This is a genomic window from Microbulbifer maximicatervae (SeqCode) (genome assembly GCF_052468155.1).
This window is the reverse complement of record NZ_CP174335.1, coordinates 2,732,476-2,750,290: the sequence shown is the minus strand read 5'-3', so window position 1 is coordinate 2,750,290 and position 17,815 is coordinate 2,732,476. Positions and strand designations below refer to the sequence as shown.

The window sequence follows — 17,815 nt, the reverse complement described above, 5'->3', positions numbered from 1 at the left end:
CACTATGGCCGCTAAGTATTAAATATCAGTAGTTTTTTAGCAACAAGTGGGCAATTTGTGCACAGTTTATTGCTACATCTTTACGCAGGTTGTCAGACACCGCACAAAGATTTAACTGTCGCTTGTTGAGTAGACTTTGGCGCAAGCGGCCGATGATTGTCACGTCACTGCCCACCGCACTTTCTGCCGAGGGCTGCTCCGCCATTTTGAGGCCAGCGCCATTTGCCAGCAGCGCACGCACTTTTTCCAGATCGACATCTTCAGATAAAGCGACGCCCAAATTAGCTAGCTGACCGTGGAAAACAGAGACCGTATTGATGCTGGCATCGACTGCTACCGCGTCTCCAAATAAGCGGCGCAGGTCGTGAACCAAAGTCAGCTCACTGAGGGTGTGGCCACTGGCGAGCAGAGCCTCGCAGGCACTGAGCTGGTTAAACGCCAATCGGTGGCCAATCTCAGGATCAATTTCTGCGTCCTGGCCACTAAACATCCGCGCGGTTTGTGCCGCCATTGCATCAATTGCGGCCTTGCCCAGAGCAGACACCGGCTGATTGAGCTGTACCTCTACCACTTGCAGTTTATCTTTCAGGGGCGCCAGGGCTTCCGCCACCATGGAGGCGCCGGCACTTGGCAGCGCAACAACGCGGCGCTCGGCAGAAGCGAGTTCACCGCTGTTAAACATTGGGTGTACCAGGGCAACACTTTCATCGCCACGGGTGTTGTTGGCCACGTCTACAATCCAGGCGCCATTTTGTTCTGCGGCAGCCATGGCTGCTTCAACGGCTTCGCCGGCGCTCAGCAGAATCACGACCTGCTTATCGTTAAATGTAAATTTCTCCAGGGACTCCACCGGAATATTGCGATTGGCAAATACCTGGGGGTCTACTTCCCGTTCGTCAGTCTCCAGCAAACTCAGCTGCTCGGCGGAAATTACTTCACGCTCTTCGAGTACTTCCAGCAGGGGACCAAAGGCGGCGTTATCAACACCGACAATGACCAGTTCGCGGGTGGCTTCGGACATGGCAAATCACTTCATTGAATTGGAAAGGGAAAAATGAGGGGCGATTATACCCGTGGGGAAAATTCGAAAAAGGCGCTATGACAAACAGTAGCCGTTTTTTACGCGAAGAAGTTCACAGCTTGGCAAAAAGTCCTCCACTAAAGTGGCCTATTTCCACTCTTAGTAGAGGACTTACTCAGGTTCGTACCAGTTACAGTTTGCCGAGTAAAATCAGCAGGATTCTGCGCAGGGGTTCTGCGGCGCCCCAAAGCAGCTGATCCCCTACAGTAAAGGCGTTTAAGTACTCTGGACCAACGCTCAATTTACGCAGTCGACCAACAGGAATATCCAACTTTCCGGTAACTGCTGTTGGCGTCAGGTTCTGCACCGTAGCCTCACGCTCATTGGGCACCACATTTACCCAGTCGTTGGCACCATTTAACAATTGTTCAATGTCGGCAAGTGGCAAATCTTTTTTCAATTTTATGGTGAAAGCCTGGCTGTGGCAGCGCATGGCACCGATACGTACACAAGTGCCGTCTACCGGAATCGGGTTTTCGGTCTGTAAAATCTTGTTTGCTTCAACTTGCGCCTTCCACTCTTCGCGGCTCTGGCCATTCTCCAACTGGGTATCGATCCAGGGCAACAAACTGCCTGCCAGTGGCACGCCAAATTCTGCGGTGGGGAATTCTGCTGAACGCATATCTGCTGCTACTTTGCGATCAATCTCCAGAATGGCACTGGCGGGGTCGGCCAGCTCTGTTGCCACACCATCGCGCAGCGCACCCATCTGCGCAATCAACTCGCGCATATTGCGCGCACCGGCACCGCTGGCCGCCTGGTAAGTCATGGCGGTAACCCACTCGACCATGCCCGCCTTAAACAGTCCACCCAGAGCCATCAACATCAGGCTCACTGTGCAGTTGCCACCGATAAAGTTTTTCTGTCCGGCATCAATCGCGCGATCAATCACATCGCGATTAACCGGGTCCAGCACAATCACAGCATCGTCCTGCATTCGCAGGCTGGAAGCCGCATCAATCCAGTAACCCTGCCAACCGGCCTCGCGCAAGCGGGTAAAAACTTCCTTGGTGTAATCGCCACCCTGACAGCTGACAATCGCATCCAGCTGGCTCAGTGCATCAATATCGTAAGCATCGCCCAGTGGCGGCAGCGGCCTGCCGATGTCCGGCGCCGTGCCACCGGCGTTGGAAGTTGAGAAAAAAACCGGTTCGGCGATATGGGCAAAGTCGTCCTCTGCTCGCATGCGCTCCAGTAATACCGAGCCGACCATGCCGCGCCAGCCGATAAAACCTATTTTTTGCATTGCGGTGTCCTGTATGTGAGGTGGTCAAAGTGCGCCGCCGGGAAAGCGGCGCGATAGTGGAATCGAAAATTGCGGTTTCGAAACTTGTGGAATCGAAACTTAAAGTGCGGCTACAACGGCAACGCCCATCTCTGCGGTAGAGACTTTCTGGCAGCCGTCGGTATAAATATCGGCAGTGCGCAAACCCTGCTCCAACACCTTGCTCACTGCTGCTTCAATCGCATCTGCGGCCTCATTCATATCGAGGGAATAGCGCAACATCATGGCAGCAGACAAAATAGTCGCCAGCGGGTTGGCGATACCCTGGCCAGCAATATCCGGAGCGGAGCCATGGCAGGGTTCGTAAAGACCAAAACCGCTTTCGTTCAAGGAGGCGGAGGGCAACATCCCAATGGAACCGGTAAGCATGGCGGCAGCATCGGAGAGGATATCGCCGAACATATTGCCGGTTACCATCACATCAAACTGCTTGGGCGCCCGCACCAATTGCATCGCCGCGTTGTCCACGTACATATGGGACAGCTCTACATCGGGATATTCCGGAGCCAGACGATCCAACACCTCGCGCCAGAGCACTGTCACTTCCAGTACATTGGCTTTGTCGACAGAACAGAGTTTGCCATTGCGCTTTTGTGCCGCCTCAAAGGCAGAGCGAGCAATGCGTTCAATTTCTGATTCGCTGTACACGTAGGTGTTAAAGCCCTGGCGCTCACCATTTTCCAGGGTCTTGATACCGCGCGGCTCACCAAAGTAAATGCCGCCGGTTAACTCGCGCACAATCAGAATATCCAAGCCGGCGACCACTTCAGGCTTTAGCGAAGAGGCATCGGCCAGTTGTGGATAGAGAATCGCCGGGCGCAGGTTCGCGTAGAGGCCCAGGCCGCTGCGAATTTTTAACAGGCCTTTTTCCGGGCGAATTTCCCGCTCCAGGGTATCCCACTGAGGGCCGCCTACCGCGCCGAGCAGCACCGCATCGCAATCACCCGCCGCCTTCAGAGTTTCGTCAGTCAGAGGCTCACCGTGAGTATCGATAGATGAGCCACCTATCAGGCCCTGCTCAAAGCTGAGCCCCAGATTGAATTTTCCCGATGCAACTTCCAGCACCGCCATGGCCTGTTCAACAATTTCCGGACCAATGCCGTCACCGGGCAGAATCATTACTTTTTTCGTCACAGGAATTTCCTTTAATTATTGAACCGCATCAAAAAGCCAGGGGGCTTTCTCTCGGCGCGCCTGCTCATAAGCGCGAATATCGTCGGCGTGCTCCAGGGTCAGACCGATATGATCGAGACCATTTAGCAAACAGTGCTTGTAGAAGGCATCCACTTCAAATGGAATCAGCTCGCCACAGGGCTTGCGCACATGCTGCTGTTCCAGGTCGATGGTGAGCGCATAACCCTCCTGCCCGTGTGTTTCCTCAAACAACTGGTGCACTACATCTTCCGCCAGGACAATTGGCAAAAGACCATTTTTAAAACAGTTGTTGAAAAAGATATCGGCAAAGCTGGGAGCGATAATTGCGCGGAAGCCGTGATCTTCCAGTGCCCAGGGTGCGTGCTCACGGCTGGAACCGCAGCCAAAATTCTCCCGTGCAATCAGCACTGAGCCACCTTGGTAGCGGGGGAAATTAAGGGGAAAGTCCGGATTGAGCGGACGGCCAGAACAGTCCTGCCCGGGAACCCCCTCATCCAAATAGCGCAACTCATCAAACAGGTTCGGGCCAAAGCCAGAGCGCTTAATGGATTTCAAAAACTGCTTGGGGATGATCAGGTCGGTATCCACATTGGCCCGATCCATCGGTACCACGAGACCTTCGTGCTGGGTAAACGCTTTCATCAAACCATCTCCTCTTCCAGCTGTACCGGTGCCATCTCTCGCACATCGACAAAGTGGCCGGCAATTGCAGCCGCTGCCGCCATACTGGGACTCACCAGATGCGTGCGGCCACCGTAACCCTGGCGCCCTTCAAAGTTGCGGTTGGAGGTGGAAGCACAGTGCTCTCCCGCCCCCAGCTTGTCCGCATTCATCGCCAGACACATGGAACAGGACGGTTCGCGCCACTCAAAACCGGCTTCAACAAAAATCTCGTGCAACCCCTCGCGCTCAGCCTGGGCTTTTACAGCCTGGGAGCCCGGAACAATCAGCACCTGCTTGACGCTATCCGCCTTGTAACGGCCCTTGGCAACTTCTGCTGCTGCGCGAAGATCTTCAATCCGGGAGTTGGTGCAGGAACCGATAAATACGCGATCCAGTTTGATATCGCTGATATTCTGCCCAGCGTTCAACCCCATATATTCCAGCGCTCGCTCCATGCCCGTACGCTTGGTGGCATCGCTCTCGTCACTGGGGGTAGGCACCTGGGCGCTGATCGGCGCCACCATCTCAGGGGAAGTGCCCCAGCTGACCTGCGGCTCAATATCCTCACCGACCAATACCACGACTTCGTCGAATACCGCATCGTCATCAGAGTGCAAGTGGCTCCAGGCCTCAACTGCGCGATCCCACATTTCGTCTTTCGGCGCGTAGGGCTTGCCTTTCACGTAATCGAGAGTGATCTGGTCTACCGCCACCATCCCCGCGCGAGCACCGCCTTCAATGGCCATATTGCACACGGTCATACGGCCTTCCATGGACATGTTACGCATCACTTCGCCGCCAAACTCGATCGCGTAACCGGTACCGCCAGCAGTGCCAATTTTGCCAATGATCGCCAACACCACATCTTTAGCCGTGACACCTGGGCGCAGCTGGCCGTCGACGCGAACCAGCATATTCTTCATTTTCTTCTGGGTAAGGCACTGGGTAGCCATCACATGCTCCACCTCAGAAGTGCCAATACCGTGGGCCAAGGCGCCGAGCGCCCCGTGGGTGGAGGTATGTGAGTCGCCACAAACCACCGTCATACCCGGCAGTGTCGCACCTGTTTCCGGGCCGATCACATGCACAATACCCTGTCCCGGCTCATTGATGCCGAACTGGACTACATCAAAGTCACGGCAGTTTTCATCCAGAGTCTGCACCTGGATTCGGGAGATATCATCACGAATACCACTGACGCCAGCGGCGCGCTCGGCCGCCTCGGAAGGCACATTGTGGTCGGGAGTGGCGACTAGCGAATCCTTGCGCCAAGGTTTGCGACCCGCCAGACGCAGGCCTTCAAACGCCTGGGGGGAGGTCACCTCGTGAATCAGGTGGCGGTCGATATAGATAAGTGAGGAGCCATCATCACAGTTCTTGATCAGGTGGTCCTGCCAGAGTTTGTCGTAGAGTGTTTGCCCTGCCACAGCCATTCCTCTCAGTAGTTAAGAGCCTGAGTCTACCCAGACCCACCAAATAACACCAATTTATATTTATTATCTAAAGTATTCCTAAATGGAATTCGAAAGCCAAACTGAGGTAATATCCATCTTCTGGCGTCTCTGCCATTTACACAGGGGCTCAATCGGAACCTTTACTGACAAACCAGCTCAGGGGAAACAGCTTGGAACTACAGTGGCTGCGGGCATTTCTGGCAATCGCCGAACAGGGTTCGGTATCTGAAGGCGCCGAGCTGCTGCACCTGACCCAGCCCGCCATGAGTAAGCGCCTGGCTGCCCTGGAACAGCAACTGGGCTCCCCGCTGTTCGATCGTATTGGACGACGATTGCAGCTCACCGATGCCGGCCGCGCCCTGCTGCCCCGCGCCCGCCATATACTCAATGAGATCAGCGACACCGAGCGGGAATTGCGCGCATTGAGCAACTCGGTCAGCGGCAGCTTGCGTATCGCCACCAGCCATCACGTGGGTCTACATCATCTACCTCCAGTGCTGAAAGAGTTCAGTTTCCGCTACCCACAGGTTGCCTTGGACATCGATTTTGTCGACTCGGAACAAGCTTACGAAGCCCTGATGGCCGCCAAATATGAATTGGCCGTGGTCACCCTGGCACTTAAGGAGTATCCGCACCTGAATGCCGAAGTGATCTGGCCCGACCCCTGTGTTGTGGTGGCGGCCCCGGACCACCCCCTGGCAAAATTGCCGGAACTGGAACTCACCGACCTCGCCAACTATCCAGCCATACTGCCGGATATGAATACCTATACCGGGCGCCTGATCAAAAGAGAGTTTGATGCCCAGGGGTTAAAACTCACCGCGAAGCTGGCAACCAACTATCTGGAAACCATTAAGATGATGGCCTGTGTCGGTCTCGGCTGGAGTGTTCTGCCCCACACACTGGTGGACAGCAGCCTGGCAGTGCTGCCAGTCAAAAAGCTGCAAGTACTGCGAAACCTTGGCGTAATCAGTCACCGGGGCCGAACACTGAGCAATCCCGCCAGCGCGCTACAACAGATGTTGTTCGAAGCAGCTATTTAGTGAGGCAGGAAAAAAGCGACCAATTTACTAACAGGCAATACCCAAACGCACCATTTTTACCAGTGCAAAACGTTAAAGATTTGTAAAAATGTGCAACTTAGCCACGGCACGGGAAAAATTTATCTGTAAACTCCGCGACAAATTCATCACGGAGTGAAGTCAATGAAGAAATCCGCACTTGCCTTGAGTACCCTCCTCGCCTGCGGCACCGCAAGCGCAGATACTATCCTCGGCCTTGATGCTACTGCCGGCGCATGGCTGCCAGGCTATAGCGGTAATATCGGTACCGACGAATACAAGCTGGATAACCTGTCCCTCTCGGAAGATAACATTACCTTCCTGCAGGTTGCCCTGGAACACCCCATTCCCCTGGTGCCCAATGTGCTTCTGGCCCACAGCAATATCGATACCGACGGTGACGATACCCTGGCCACCTCCGTTACTTTTGATGATGAAACCTTCACTGCCAATTCAGAAATCCGCACAGATCTGAACCTCAGCCATACCGACGCCACTCTTTACTACGAAATTTTGGACAACTGGGTAAATCTGGATCTCGGTTTGACCGCGCGTATGTATGACGGTGAATTTACTGCAGTGAGCGATACCCAGGCAGAGACTGTCGACCTCACGGGCTACCTGCCTATGGCCTACGGCATGGCGCGCTTTGATCTTCCATTTACCGGCTGGTCTGTAATTGCCCAAGGCAATGCAACGGCCTACCGTGGCGATACCCATACCGACCTGACAGCTAAAGTGCGCTGGGATTTTGTACCAGCTGTCGACTTTGCTATCGAAGCTGGTTACCGCGTAATGACTCTCGATCTGGAAGAGCTCGACGACTTGCAGAGCGATATTGAAATCAAAGGACCATACATCGGTTTCAACCTACATCTGTAAGCAATCCACCTAGGATTGCTGTTCGCGCTCCCCAAAAACTTTTGCAGCACTAACGCCTGTGAGGTATAGCTACCTCGCTCAATCTGCACTAAGGTGGCCCAGAAGGGGAGCGCAATTCAAAGGCAGGGCCATGAATCCATTACTCGAAAAACTCGGAATTTCCCATCCCATCTTTGCAGCACCCATGGCCGGGGTATCCACACCCGCTCTCGCCGCCGCTGTATCCAATGCAGGAGGACTCGGCTCACTTGGGCTCGGCGCCTGCTCAGTAGAAAAAGCCGCAGATGAAATTCGTTGTACTCACGACCAGACCGAGCACCCCTTTAATGTAAACCTCTTTTGCCACCAACCCCCGACAAAAGATCCCCAACGGGAGCAAGCCTGGCTTTCCCATCTCGCCCCACATTTTGCCGCCTTCGATACACCGGTTCCCAAGTTGATCAATGAACCCTACTCAACATTTATCGACAATAAGGCCATGCTGGAAGTTTTGCTCGAGCAAAAGCCACCGGTTGTCAGCTTCCACTTTGGCCTACCGTCAGAGGAGTTTATCGCCGCACTAAAAGGTGCAGGGATTATCTTGATGGCCACGGCAACCTCCCCTCAAGAAGCCAAACTGGCTGAGGATGCTGGTATCGATGTTTTAATTGCCCAAGGTATTGAAGCTGGTGGGCATAGGGGGGTCTTCCACCCAGAGAGCGACCAGGAAATTGGAACTCTGGCCTTGGTGCGATTGCTGTGTTGCCACAGCAGCTTACCAATCGTTGCTGCGGGTGGCATTATGGATGGCGCTGGCATTCGCGCTGCACTATCTCTCGGAGCCAGCGCCGTGCAAATGGGAACCGCATTTGTCCTCTGTCCGGAATCTGCGGCCTCCGACAGCTACCGCAGCGCCTTGCAAAGTGAGCGCGCACAGCACACAGAGATTACCGCCAATATTTCCGGGCGCCCCGCTCGCGGTATCAGCAACCAATTCTATAAAGCACTAAGTAAGGGCGCTCCCCCTCTGCCGGATTACCCGATCGCTTACTCCGCGGGCAAAGCCCTGGCTCAGGCAGCTACAAAAGCGGGCAATGACGAATATGCCGTTCAATGGGCCGGACAAGGAGCCCCTCTCGCACGAGCCCTGCCCGCAGCCGGATTGGTGACAGCTTTAGTAGCGGAGCTGGAAGCGAGTAAATGAAGGGAGCTATTGGCAACTACCATTTATAGAGCTGCACAATTAAAGAGATACAATCTCCGAACACCACCCTTCATCATCGCGCTCAACGCAAACTAGTTGGCTGGCTGTATCACTCGCGCTGACAATCTCACCTTCGGGGCCCCAAGCTGCACTACAGCCGGCTGTGGAATAACCACCTGTCGGCTGATTAAAGTTCGCAATAGCCACCAGTAAATTGTGCTCTAAAGCATAGTTTGCCAACTGTTGACTATCTTCCGGGTATCCCGTCGGAGTAATCAATACCCCCGCCACATAAACTGAAGCCCCCTGCTTTTCATAGGTGGCAACATGACCTGGGTTACAAACATCTGCACAAATAGCCAGAGCTACGGTCTCACCTTCGATGTTCAGTGATAGATATTCAGATCCGGGAACGAACCACTTTTCTTCTCCTGGGTGCAAATGTATTTTCAAATAAACAGAAATCTCACCCTGAGGAGAAAATACGAGCGAACCGATCGCAATACCATTCTTCTGGCGAATAGGCGCACCCGCAACTAGCCAAACACCACTGTCAGCTACCACCTCCGCTAGAGGGCTTAACTGTGGAGCGTCGATCTTAAGCGCTAATTGTTCAGCCAGATCCGGCTCATAACCAGTTAAAGAAAGTTCAGGAAACACCACAATAGAGGCCTTTTTCCTTACTGCGACTTTTACAGCATGGATATGTGACTCAATATTGCGTCCTATATTTCCTTTCACTGACGGCAACTGTGCCAATGCCAGTTTAAACCTGCCCATCATCCCCCCCTTCAGATCACCACTTAAATACAACATGAACCGAATAAATTACTGTATATGTTACACCACAAGTAATAAGCATCGATTCTTGATTGTGTTAATTTTTAAGTTTCTTCCAGCTATAGAATCCCTATCTTTAAATAAATAACCTACATTTTCTTCAGGTATCTATTTAAAAATAAAATAGTTGACTGAAAAAATAACAACCAGCCAAGATAAATGTTTAGACTCTAATCTTAGAGAGTTTGCATTAAGAGCAGCGGACACAAGAATCAATCCACAGCAGCTAGCACTGACAATTGGGAAACGGCAGGTTACTGAGTCAGCGCTCATTTCCAGCAAGCGTTGCATCAACCATCTCCCCGCATGATCCAAGATAGTTATGAGGGTCAAGAAGTTGATCTAACTCCGCATCAGAGAGAGCCCCCGACACCTGTTTATCTTCCTTTAACAAGTCAGAAAAAGGACGACCCGTCTCCATTGCCTGGCAGCAAATCTGGTAAACCAAATCGTGGGCATTCTCACGCCCCAGTTTCGGTCCCAGTCCCATCATTACAGCCTCAGAGAGCACTAAACCTCCTGTCATTTCCAAGTTTCGCATCATTTTTTCTGGAAATACCTGAAGTCCTTCTAGCGCAAAACGTGCCTGGGATAATATCGATGCGGTAAGGCAGAATATTTCCGGCAGAACAATCCACTCTATCTCCCACGGGCCCGTAGCCCGCTCATGGTCTTCAACCATCGCTTCCAGCAAAGAGGCAACCTGCTGTCTAACCACTGGGACAGTACCGCTGATAAGAACTGCTGATAGAGGGTTGTGCTTTTGGGGCATTGTACTAGACGCTCCCCGGCCAGATATAAGAGGCTCCGCCACCTCCCCGACTTCTGTCTGTGCCATTAGTTTTATATCGAGGGCTATTTTTCCCAAGGTGCCAGTAATCAGCCCCAATAGACAAGCCACTTCGGTAACACGATCTCTCATCGTATGCCAGGCGATACAAGGGACTCCGAGATCGAGTTCCTGCATAATTCCTCTTTGAACTTCTAGCCCCTGATGCCCCAGGGAAGAAAGATTACCCGCCGCACCACCAAATTCCCCTACAAACGCCCGAGACTTTATCTCTTTTAAGCGCGATTGATGGCGATGAATACCAGCCAACCAAACAGCCGCCTTGTAGCCGAACGTTATAGGTACCGCTTGTTGAAGATTGCTACGCCCAACCATAGGCGTATCCCTGAAACGCTTGGCCAGGCTCGCTAAAGCATCTGCTATCCCATTGACCTCCGTCTCAACAATTTCAAGCGCCGCCCTAATCTGTAAGACGGTTGCCGTATCCGTAATATCTTGAGTAGTAGCCCCCCAATGACACCACTGACCTAAATCTCTACTACACAGTGACACTAGCTGCTCTACAACACCCAGCACCGGGTAACCAATCAGCTCCGTTTGCTCCTTGAGCTTTACAAAATCTATCTGCTTGGCATCACAGTGTTGAGTAATGTCCTCTGCAGCCTCTGCAGGGATTATTTTTAACCGGGCCTGTACTTTAGCCAGCGCCGCTTCAACATCGAGATAGCGCTGAACACGCTGTTCATCCGAGAAAATCTTCCGCATTGCTGAAGTACTAAAAATATCGCAAAAAACGACAGAATCAATCGCGGTTGCTCTCATATCAAATCACGCTTAACAAGATGCCTAGACGCCAACAGGATCAAAACCACAACAACATCAGATTAGCTAAGGAAGAGATATTCTAAAAAATTAACCTAAGAATCGAGGCGCCAAGAATATGGGGAACTAGAGGCGCCGCTAATCAAGCACATTAATCCAACCTAAGAGAATTGAATACAACAAGCTAAAACATACTCCTGATTACATTACCCCCTATCTAAACAGCATCCTAAAGCGAATTTAATCCATTAAATTCAACCCCAAAAAATAAGTTTTATTTGACATATATCAACTCTAAAAACAAAAGTACTGCTAACCTGAGCCGGCATGAAAAATATAAATAAAATGTGAATTATGAATATTCCATCTCAAAGAAAAGACCTTGACGCTCCTCCTCCAGCTTTGCATACTCAACTAAGCAACAAAACCAAACAATAAAAAACTGCCAGCATGCCCACCCAAAATAAGCTGCAGAATACAAAAAACTACCAAATGGACTTCCTGGTAACGACTAATTTTATATATTTAAAATGCTAGCCTTATCAAAACAGCAATTAAACTTAAATAATTAAAGCCGCAGATACCTAAAATTTCACCAGCCATGTAGTAAACACCAATACACACACCACTGCATAGCATACTTTATCCCTAAAATTGAAGGAGCAGTTCGGGATGAACTTACCACTATCAACTGAAACCATCTATAACAAACAAGCTCACAGCTGGAACCGCTCTGAGAAAATCCTACTCAGTGATTTCACCGCTCGCCCCAAAGTTTTGGAAGCAATCGGAGATATCTCCGGGAAAAACATATTGGATATGGGCTGCGGTGAAGGCTATGTATCCAGGATGCTACTTGATAAGGGAGCAGGTTCAATCTTTGGAGTTGACTCTTCTTCAGAGATGATTTCCCAGGCAAAGAAAACGGCTTCTGCTGGAAACTTGACGAAAGCAGAATATGCAGTTGGAAATGCGGTTACATTTACAGAATTCCCTAGAGATAAATTTGACCATGCTATCGCTGTATTTCTTTTCAACTATCTAACCATAGAAGAAATGACAAAAGTGATAAGCAAGGTCAAGAATCTACTAAATAAAGGGGGTACCTTTATTTTTACAGTGCCCCACCCTTGCCTGCCATTCATGAGGGAAGAAGTTCCTCCGTTCTACTTTCAACACGGCAACATGACTTATTTAGATGGTATAGATCAAACATTTGAAGGAAAAATATGGCGCAGAGATGGAAAACCAGTTTCAGTGCGATGCGTGCATAAAAATTTTTCACACTATTTTGAAGCTCTGGCACAAGCTGGTTTTAAATCCCTACCAACTGTTCAAGAACTCTCAGTGACTCAAGAGCACCTCGACCTAGATCCAGATTTTTTCTCACCACTAGCCGGCTATCCACTACACGTATTATTTAAGGTGCAAGTAAATGACTAACTTAGCCCCATGTGAAGTAGTTCAAGCTCAAGCCTGGACTGCTAATGATATGACCGCAACTTCCAACTGGAAGTTTCTGTGGCCTTCAAACTGGAAATCTGAGGTCGAGGCTTTGGAGAGCTGGGCCAAACAACAAAACAACCCGATTGAAAATCTGACCCAAGAATCAGTTGCCACACCTGAGTTCGACCAACTTGCCAACCAGATAAAAAATGAAATAGAGCATGGTAGTGGTGTGGCATGGATACAAGGCGAGGAATCATTAAGCAAGCCAACGCTTAACCTACTATTTCTAAAGCTTAGCCTGGCAATGGGCAATACTATAGATACTTATGGCCGGCTTTATGGGATTCTCGACACAGGAAAAGACTACACTAGCGAAGCTATTCCTGTGTCTCAGACAAATGCACCCACTGGCGTCCATACTGATAGCTCACAACGTACCGTACAACCAAAGATACTTGGATTATGCTGCCTTACTCCGGCAGTTGAAGGTGGAAAATCGAAAATCGTTTCTGCGGCTCAAGTTCATGAAAACTTGCGAAAAACCGCTCCACAAAAACTAGAGATCCTGTACAACAACTATATTAGAGATTTAGTTACTCCAGGCAGTGACAAAAACATAAAAAGCATACTTGAGAACTGTTTTCCTATTTTCGAATATTCAAACGAAAAGCTCAGCATTCGTTATATGCGGTACTGGATTGAGAAAGGCCATCAGCGCGTGAACCAGCCTTTATCAAAAGAAGTACTTAAGGCTCTGGATATACTAGATAAGGAATTAAACAGTGCGGAGAATACATTAAGCTTCTACATGAACTCTGGAGATATGGTCTTCGTTGACAACACCAAAGTCCTACATGATCGGGATGGATTTATTGATACTCCGGATCAGAAGCGGGTTTATACCAGGGTATGGATTGATTAGGCTCCATCTAATCAACCCATAAACCATATACTCTTTAGCAGAACACCATCACTTTGTGAGCTAATAATTTGCGAAATGCTGATTGGCAGCCTAAGAAAAACTGGAGAAGTACTTTAAACACTTCTCCAGCTTTAACGGGTGAAAGATCTCCCCGCAAAAATTTCTATTAACTTCCAATTAAACCTAACGATACCGGATAGCTACTATAGGCAGGCTAGTCATTTTATTAACACCTCAAACACCGGACTTATGAAGTTGGAGGATTTTTTGGGCAAAACTAGGCCAGCTTTTCAAAGCTTCTTGTTTTAACTTACATGGCTTCCCTTGCCTGATTTTTACCCCTGCATGCAGCACTTGCTGATATGGAGCTACAAGGTATCACAAACGCTGTATTTGAACGTGCTGAATTTTACCGCCATATACAACCACATCTTCCAAGCCGGAATACTCTACTTTTTCTCCAGCATGTGTTTCACCTGTAAAGTTAAAATTGAAATGAACTATCCCGGGTTTGGTTTCTGTAACACTGCATACTTCCCACTCAAGCTTTGAAAACATACCATGATGAAGCCTCTGCATAGACATAATGTCATTCACACCTAAGAATAGATCTCCTTTTCCTGACCTGAATGTGGAGCTTTCACAAAATAGCTTTGTGATTTCATCAAAGTTACTTTCGTTTGAGAGTTTGAAATAATACTCTGCCACTTCCAAAGAACTCATCATCTTTTATTCCTCTCGATTACACATATCTGAGTTGTAGCATAGACCTACTCATAAGCGCAACGCTTTACTCAGGCCATCACCATGGTAAAGCTGCTTTGGTCTACAGCACAAAGCGAGCAGAACATAGGATTCAGCAATTTGTTATGCTTTACTCCAAATAATTGAAAAAACAACCCACATGAATATAGGAGTATTGATTCCTAGTGATAAAACACCAAAATATTGAAAACATTTAAGCTTGGGCTTCCATCTGCTTTTGTAAATTTTACTAAATCGAAACGGTTCGTCAATTTCCTTACTTGAAATAAACATCGAAGTTATCATTATCAAAGCAGCGACAACCAATATGATTGATTTTATCAAACCACTCAGTTGAGTAAAAATCACAACCCACCAAGAAATCGGAACTACACACCCAACAAAAAAACCTAACGCAAATAATGCTCTATATTTCATCCGACCTTTTAAAAATATAACAATTCAAACACATGTGTGCGTTAGCACGTCTGTCAGATTTGATTTGATTTACTAAAGCTTGGGCAGACCTTACACACAACACCCCAATCAGCCGACTGAATTAGTGGTCGACAGCTTTAAATTGTTATGACCTTTCGCACACAGAAAATATGCCCACGCAATTAGTATGATTTGCAGTGGCGCACGTAATAACAAATAAACAGGCCCCCATTGATGCCCGCCAAGACCAATACCGTTTAATGCCGCATAAATATTTGCAGGAAAGAAAATAATGAAAACTACAATAGCAAGCCATGCAGCATGGAGTTGATATCTTGGCACAAAAAGAGCAATACCTATCAATAGCTCAATCAATCCAGTGAGATAGATTATCGCTAGGCGAAAAGGAACCCAAGACGGTAACATTTCCACCATGCCCTCCGTTTTAACAAAGTGCCCAACGCAGAAGAATATGAAGGTTATTCCCAATCCCCAATAGGCGTACTTTTTAACATTCAGAGGCATGCCGCTAAACTTTGAATAAATAAAAGAGATACCTAAGGGACTAGACAACAGTAAAAGAATAATTATTGGAGTTACCATAGTTTCCTCATAACGCTAAGCTCACCCACAGAGACGCATTCGCGCTGGAGCCGGTGACAGCGCCTTGTGTGGTTGTTCTTGCCCGATTCTGATATTGAAAGTACTTTTCGCTAACGGGTAAATTGGGAGCCATCTTCGGTGGCCACCGAAGACCCTGTTAGTTACAGTTCATTGCTGAACCGATTAGTTTATATAGACCATTAAAGAGTACGAACGTGACAGATATCCGCAAGGCACAACTAAGATAGTTATGTGTATCTCAAGCCCAAATAGCAAGGTAGAGATAGCTTATCGCATGGAACCTCAACTGATCAATATCGGAATTGATACCGGTAATAAATAACTCGATATTCATGTAAGATCTACAGGCCAATTCTTTAGTGTCACCAATATAAATTTCATTAAGTCATTAAGGACGCCTCTCAATCTCAAAGAATATTAGCAGAGTCTACAGAAAGACTCGAATTAGAGTTTATTTGCGCACGGAGAAAGCAGACTCCCCCCCCTAAATACGATCGTGAAAAATAACACCTACCGGGATAAAAGTATGGCTTAAAAAATTGACGAGCAACCATAGTCATTTGCTATGAGGGCCTCTCACTGCGATGTAACCCCAATGACCGAACTGATTGAGAGTGATTGTTTACAGCTGGGGGATACTCCCTCTGAGCAGCAATACTGGATAGTTATCGCCGTATAATAACCCGATGCGGGCATATGAAGTAAAACACTGGGTTGCTCACTGCCGACTTTATAATCCATAGAAGAGCTTGAAATTTTCTTTTTATCAAGCAATAGAAAGGTTTGAACCCGTCCCGCTAAGCAACTTTCGAGTTTGTTAGCAAACTCAAGCTGATATAGAAAAGTATTAACACTTCCAGAATCTATTTTTCCAACTTAATAGACAGCAAGTCAGCATTTACTCGTGTTACTTAAGTATTTTTAGGTGGGCAGAGGCCATACATTCGCCACAAAGCGCTAAAAATAAAAATTTTAGAACATGCTTAAACATAGCTGGTTTAGCTCATAATGGCGGATTCAGGCTCGCCAGGAGCGAAGCGCCACCTGTGTATTAAGGGGAGCGCAGCAACCTTACACTCAAAAGTACGTAGCTTTGGGTGTCGACTGGAACCCCTTGTTGTGTAGGAGGATTACCATATGATACTTGTAATTACTATTACTGCTACAATATACAAAACACCATTAATCGCAGTACGAATAGTTAACGGTGGGTCAGATTCTCTAGCGCTCAATTTCTTATATAGATAAATACTACTTAAGGAACCTCTGAATAATTCCAAGCCAATATTGGTAATATTCACCTACCCATCAAGACTACGATGAATTATGCACCAAGTCACCTTTGCCGAAGCAGAATATAAGCTAAAGCGCCGTATAACTCGCCGAGAGAAGTTTCTTTCTCAAATGGAAGCCCTCATCCCATGGCAGCGACTAGAAGCTCAGATCACTCCTTGCTATCCACAAGGCAAACGTGGCCGACAGCCATATCCATTGAGTGTCATGCTCCGTATTCATTGCATGCAGCTATTTTATAATCTCAGTGATCCCGCTATGGAGGATGCACTGTATGAAATTGAATCCATGCGTAGTTTTGCTGGATTGACTTTGAGCGGCCCAATTCCCGATGAAACAACGATTCTTAACTTTCGCCACTTACTGGAGCTCAATCAGCTAGGTGCAGCTCTTTTTGATGAAATCAACAAGCATCTTGCTGAGAATGGCATGGTACTGCGTGAAGGTACGATTGTAGATGCCACTATTATCTCTGCGCCAACTTCAACCAAGAATAAAAAGAAAAAACGTGATCCAGAAATGCATCAAACAAAGAAAGGCAATCAGTGGCATTTTGGAATGAAAATGCATATCGGGGTTGATGATGTGCTCGGAGTAATACATAGCATAGATACAACAGCAGCGAATTCGCATGATGTCACAACTACAGAGCGAGTTCTCCACGGGGAGGAGAAAAGAATCTGGGGAGACTCTGGGTACATTGGTGCGGAGAAACGTGAAGAGTTGAAAGAGCGGGAGGCGGATTGGTATATAGCAATGAAGCCGAGCAAGCTAAAAACTCTTCCAGGGCGTGATGCACTTCGTAAAGCGGAAAAGATCAAGGCGCAGATAAGAGCGAAGGTCGAGCACCCCTTCCGCTACATCAAACGGGTATTTGGTTATGACAAGGTCCGCTATCGGGGACTGGTAAAAAATACTGAGAGGCTGTGCTTACTGGCAGGCTTTACCAACTTAATAATAGGGAGAAAATACTTGGCTGCCTAGGGGTGGTTCGCCTGAAATCCACCTATTGAGGGTTTCAGATGAAAAATTAGTGGACTATTACGCGCAAATTACGCGTTTGTGCGTAATAAAGTGAATTTTTCAAGCAGCTCAGCTTAATTCTGGAAAAATGCTTCGTTGATCAGAG

15 protein-coding genes are annotated in these 17,815 nt (G+C 48.4%); 6 read left to right on the top strand and 9 right to left on the bottom strand.

Annotated features, from left to right (window positions below; genetic code table 11):
* Positions 1 to 25: 25 nt before the first annotated feature.
* From ACJJIY_RS11860 to leuC, 5 genes are all read right to left on the bottom strand, one after another.
* The gene (locus ACJJIY_RS11860; RefSeq protein ID WP_445357981.1) at positions 26 to 1,021 is read right to left on the bottom strand and encodes an Asd/ArgC dimerization domain-containing protein; all 996 of its coding nucleotides are present in this window, start codon (positions 1,019 to 1,021) and stop codon (positions 26 to 28) included.
* A 190-nt stretch (positions 1,022 to 1,211) separates the two neighbouring features.
* Positions 1,212 to 2,327 carry an aspartate-semialdehyde dehydrogenase gene (gene asd / locus ACJJIY_RS11855; RefSeq protein ID WP_445357980.1) on the bottom strand — a complete coding sequence of 372 codons (1,116 nt, stop codon included), beginning with the start codon at positions 2,325 to 2,327 and terminating at the stop codon, positions 1,212 to 1,214.
* 99 nt (positions 2,328 to 2,426) lie between these two features.
* Positions 2,427 to 3,485 carry a 3-isopropylmalate dehydrogenase gene (gene leuB, locus ACJJIY_RS11850; RefSeq protein WP_445359665.1) on the bottom strand — a complete coding sequence of 353 codons (1,059 nt, stop codon included), beginning with the start codon at positions 3,483 to 3,485 and terminating at the stop codon, positions 2,427 to 2,429.
* Positions 3,486 to 3,515: 30 nt separating this feature from the next.
* Positions 3,516 to 4,163 (bottom strand): 3-isopropylmalate dehydratase small subunit, encoded by a 648-nt coding sequence (gene leuD, locus ACJJIY_RS11845; RefSeq protein WP_108732431.1) that lies wholly within the window; start codon positions 4,161 to 4,163, stop codon positions 3,516 to 3,518.
* Positions 4,163 to 5,611 (bottom strand): 3-isopropylmalate dehydratase large subunit, encoded by a 1,449-nt coding sequence (gene leuC / locus ACJJIY_RS11840; protein WP_444916529.1) that lies wholly within the window; start codon positions 5,609 to 5,611, stop codon positions 4,163 to 4,165. Before leuC ends, leuD begins: the two co-directional genes overlap by 1 nt.
* A 197-nt stretch (positions 5,612 to 5,808) precedes the next feature.
* Between leuC and ACJJIY_RS11835 the strand changes: the two genes are divergently transcribed.
* The 3 genes from ACJJIY_RS11835 to ACJJIY_RS11825 all read left to right on the top strand — a co-directional run bounded on the left by ACJJIY_RS11835 (position 5,809) and on the right by ACJJIY_RS11825 (position 8,764).
* Positions 5,809 to 6,681: a LysR family transcriptional regulator gene (locus ACJJIY_RS11835; protein ID WP_282931865.1), complete on the top strand. Its 873-nt coding sequence runs from the start codon at positions 5,809 to 5,811 to the stop codon at positions 6,679 to 6,681.
* A gap of 162 nt (positions 6,682 to 6,843) precedes the next feature.
* Positions 6,844 to 7,581: a TIGR04219 family outer membrane beta-barrel protein gene (locus ACJJIY_RS11830; RefSeq protein WP_413664944.1), complete on the top strand. Its 738-nt coding sequence runs from the start codon at positions 6,844 to 6,846 to the stop codon at positions 7,579 to 7,581.
* A gap of 130 nt (positions 7,582 to 7,711) precedes the next feature.
* Entirely contained in the window at positions 7,712 to 8,764 is a 1,053-nt protein-coding gene (locus tag ACJJIY_RS11825) for an NAD(P)H-dependent flavin oxidoreductase (RefSeq protein ID WP_445357979.1), read from the top strand.
* A gap of 39 nt (positions 8,765 to 8,803) precedes the next feature.
* Here the strand turns inward: ACJJIY_RS11825 and ACJJIY_RS11820 are convergent, their stop codons facing one another.
* A complete protein-coding gene (locus ACJJIY_RS11820) occupies positions 8,804 to 9,544 on the bottom strand; it encodes a carbon-nitrogen hydrolase family protein (RefSeq protein WP_444898079.1) in 741 nt (246 codons plus the stop codon).
* A 322-nt stretch (positions 9,545 to 9,866) separates the two neighbouring features.
* Positions 9,867 to 11,159 carry a class-II fumarase/aspartase family protein gene (locus tag ACJJIY_RS11815; RefSeq protein WP_445357978.1) on the bottom strand — a complete coding sequence of 431 codons (1,293 nt, stop codon included), beginning with the start codon at positions 11,157 to 11,159 and terminating at the stop codon, positions 9,867 to 9,869.
* A 729-nt stretch (positions 11,160 to 11,888) separates the two neighbouring features.
* Between ACJJIY_RS11815 and ACJJIY_RS11810 the strand changes: the two genes are divergently transcribed.
* Positions 11,889 to 12,659, top strand: coding sequence for a class I SAM-dependent methyltransferase (locus ACJJIY_RS11810; RefSeq protein ID WP_444898081.1), 771 nt, complete (start codon positions 11,889 to 11,891; stop codon positions 12,657 to 12,659).
* The gene (locus tag ACJJIY_RS11805; protein WP_444898082.1) at positions 12,652 to 13,587 is read left to right on the top strand and encodes a TauD/TfdA family dioxygenase; all 936 of its coding nucleotides are present in this window, start codon (positions 12,652 to 12,654) and stop codon (positions 13,585 to 13,587) included. The genes ACJJIY_RS11810 and ACJJIY_RS11805 overlap by 8 nt, the downstream gene beginning before the upstream one ends.
* Positions 13,588 to 13,965: 378 nt before the next feature.
* Here ACJJIY_RS11805 and ACJJIY_RS11800 read toward each other — a convergent pair whose 3' ends face one another.
* Complete coding sequence (locus tag ACJJIY_RS11800) at positions 13,966 to 14,313, bottom strand: hypothetical protein (protein WP_444898083.1); 348 nt, start codon at positions 14,311 to 14,313, stop codon at positions 13,966 to 13,968.
* 564 nt (positions 14,314 to 14,877) lie between these two features.
* Positions 14,878 to 15,372, bottom strand: coding sequence for a DoxX family protein (locus tag ACJJIY_RS11795; RefSeq protein WP_444898084.1), 495 nt, complete (start codon positions 15,370 to 15,372; stop codon positions 14,878 to 14,880).
* Positions 15,373 to 16,719: 1,347 nt separating this feature from the next.
* Between ACJJIY_RS11795 and ACJJIY_RS11790 the strand changes: the two genes are divergently transcribed.
* On the top strand, positions 16,720 to 17,670 hold the full coding sequence (locus tag ACJJIY_RS11790) for an IS5 family transposase (RefSeq protein WP_444895065.1): 951 nt from the start codon (positions 16,720 to 16,722) through the stop codon (positions 17,668 to 17,670).
* Positions 17,671 to 17,815 lie beyond the last annotated feature (145 nt).

What these genes read in the sequence shown, in the direction of transcription:
- ACJJIY_RS11795 (WP_444898084.1), bottom strand. Translation starts at nt 15,372, where the DNA reads ATGGTAACTCCAATAATTATTCTTTTACTGTTGTCTAGTCCCTTAGGT.
- ACJJIY_RS11805 (WP_444898082.1), top strand. Translation starts at nt 12,652, where the DNA reads ATGACTAACTTAGCCCCATGTGAAGTAGTTCAAGCTCAAGCCTGGACT.
- ACJJIY_RS11830 (WP_413664944.1), top strand. Translation starts at nt 6,844, where the DNA reads ATGAAGAAATCCGCACTTGCCTTGAGTACCCTCCTCGCCTGCGGCACC.
- leuB (WP_445359665.1), bottom strand. Translation starts at nt 3,485, where the DNA reads ATGATTCTGCCCGGTGACGGCATTGGTCCGGAAATTGTTGAACAGGCC.
- ACJJIY_RS11820 (WP_444898079.1), bottom strand. Translation starts at nt 9,544, where the DNA reads ATGGGCAGGTTTAAACTGGCATTGGCACAGTTGCCGTCAGTGAAAGGA.
- ACJJIY_RS11800 (WP_444898083.1), bottom strand. Translation starts at nt 14,313, where the DNA reads ATGATGAGTTCTTTGGAAGTGGCAGAGTATTATTTCAAACTCTCAAAC.
- ACJJIY_RS11825 (WP_445357979.1), top strand. Translation starts at nt 7,712, where the DNA reads ATGAATCCATTACTCGAAAAACTCGGAATTTCCCATCCCATCTTTGCA.
- ACJJIY_RS11810 (WP_444898081.1), top strand. Translation starts at nt 11,889, where the DNA reads ATGAACTTACCACTATCAACTGAAACCATCTATAACAAACAAGCTCAC.
- ACJJIY_RS11860 (WP_445357981.1), bottom strand. Translation starts at nt 1,021, where the DNA reads ATGTCCGAAGCCACCCGCGAACTGGTCATTGTCGGTGTTGATAACGCC.
- leuD (WP_108732431.1), bottom strand. Translation starts at nt 4,163, where the DNA reads ATGAAAGCGTTTACCCAGCACGAAGGTCTCGTGGTACCGATGGATCGG.
- ACJJIY_RS11815 (WP_445357978.1), bottom strand. Translation starts at nt 11,159, where the DNA reads ATGCGGAAGATTTTCTCGGATGAACAGCGTGTTCAGCGCTATCTCGAT.
- asd (WP_445357980.1), bottom strand. Translation starts at nt 2,327, where the DNA reads ATGCAAAAAATAGGTTTTATCGGCTGGCGCGGCATGGTCGGCTCGGTA.
- ACJJIY_RS11790 (WP_444895065.1), top strand. Translation starts at nt 16,720, where the DNA reads ATGCACCAAGTCACCTTTGCCGAAGCAGAATATAAGCTAAAGCGCCGT.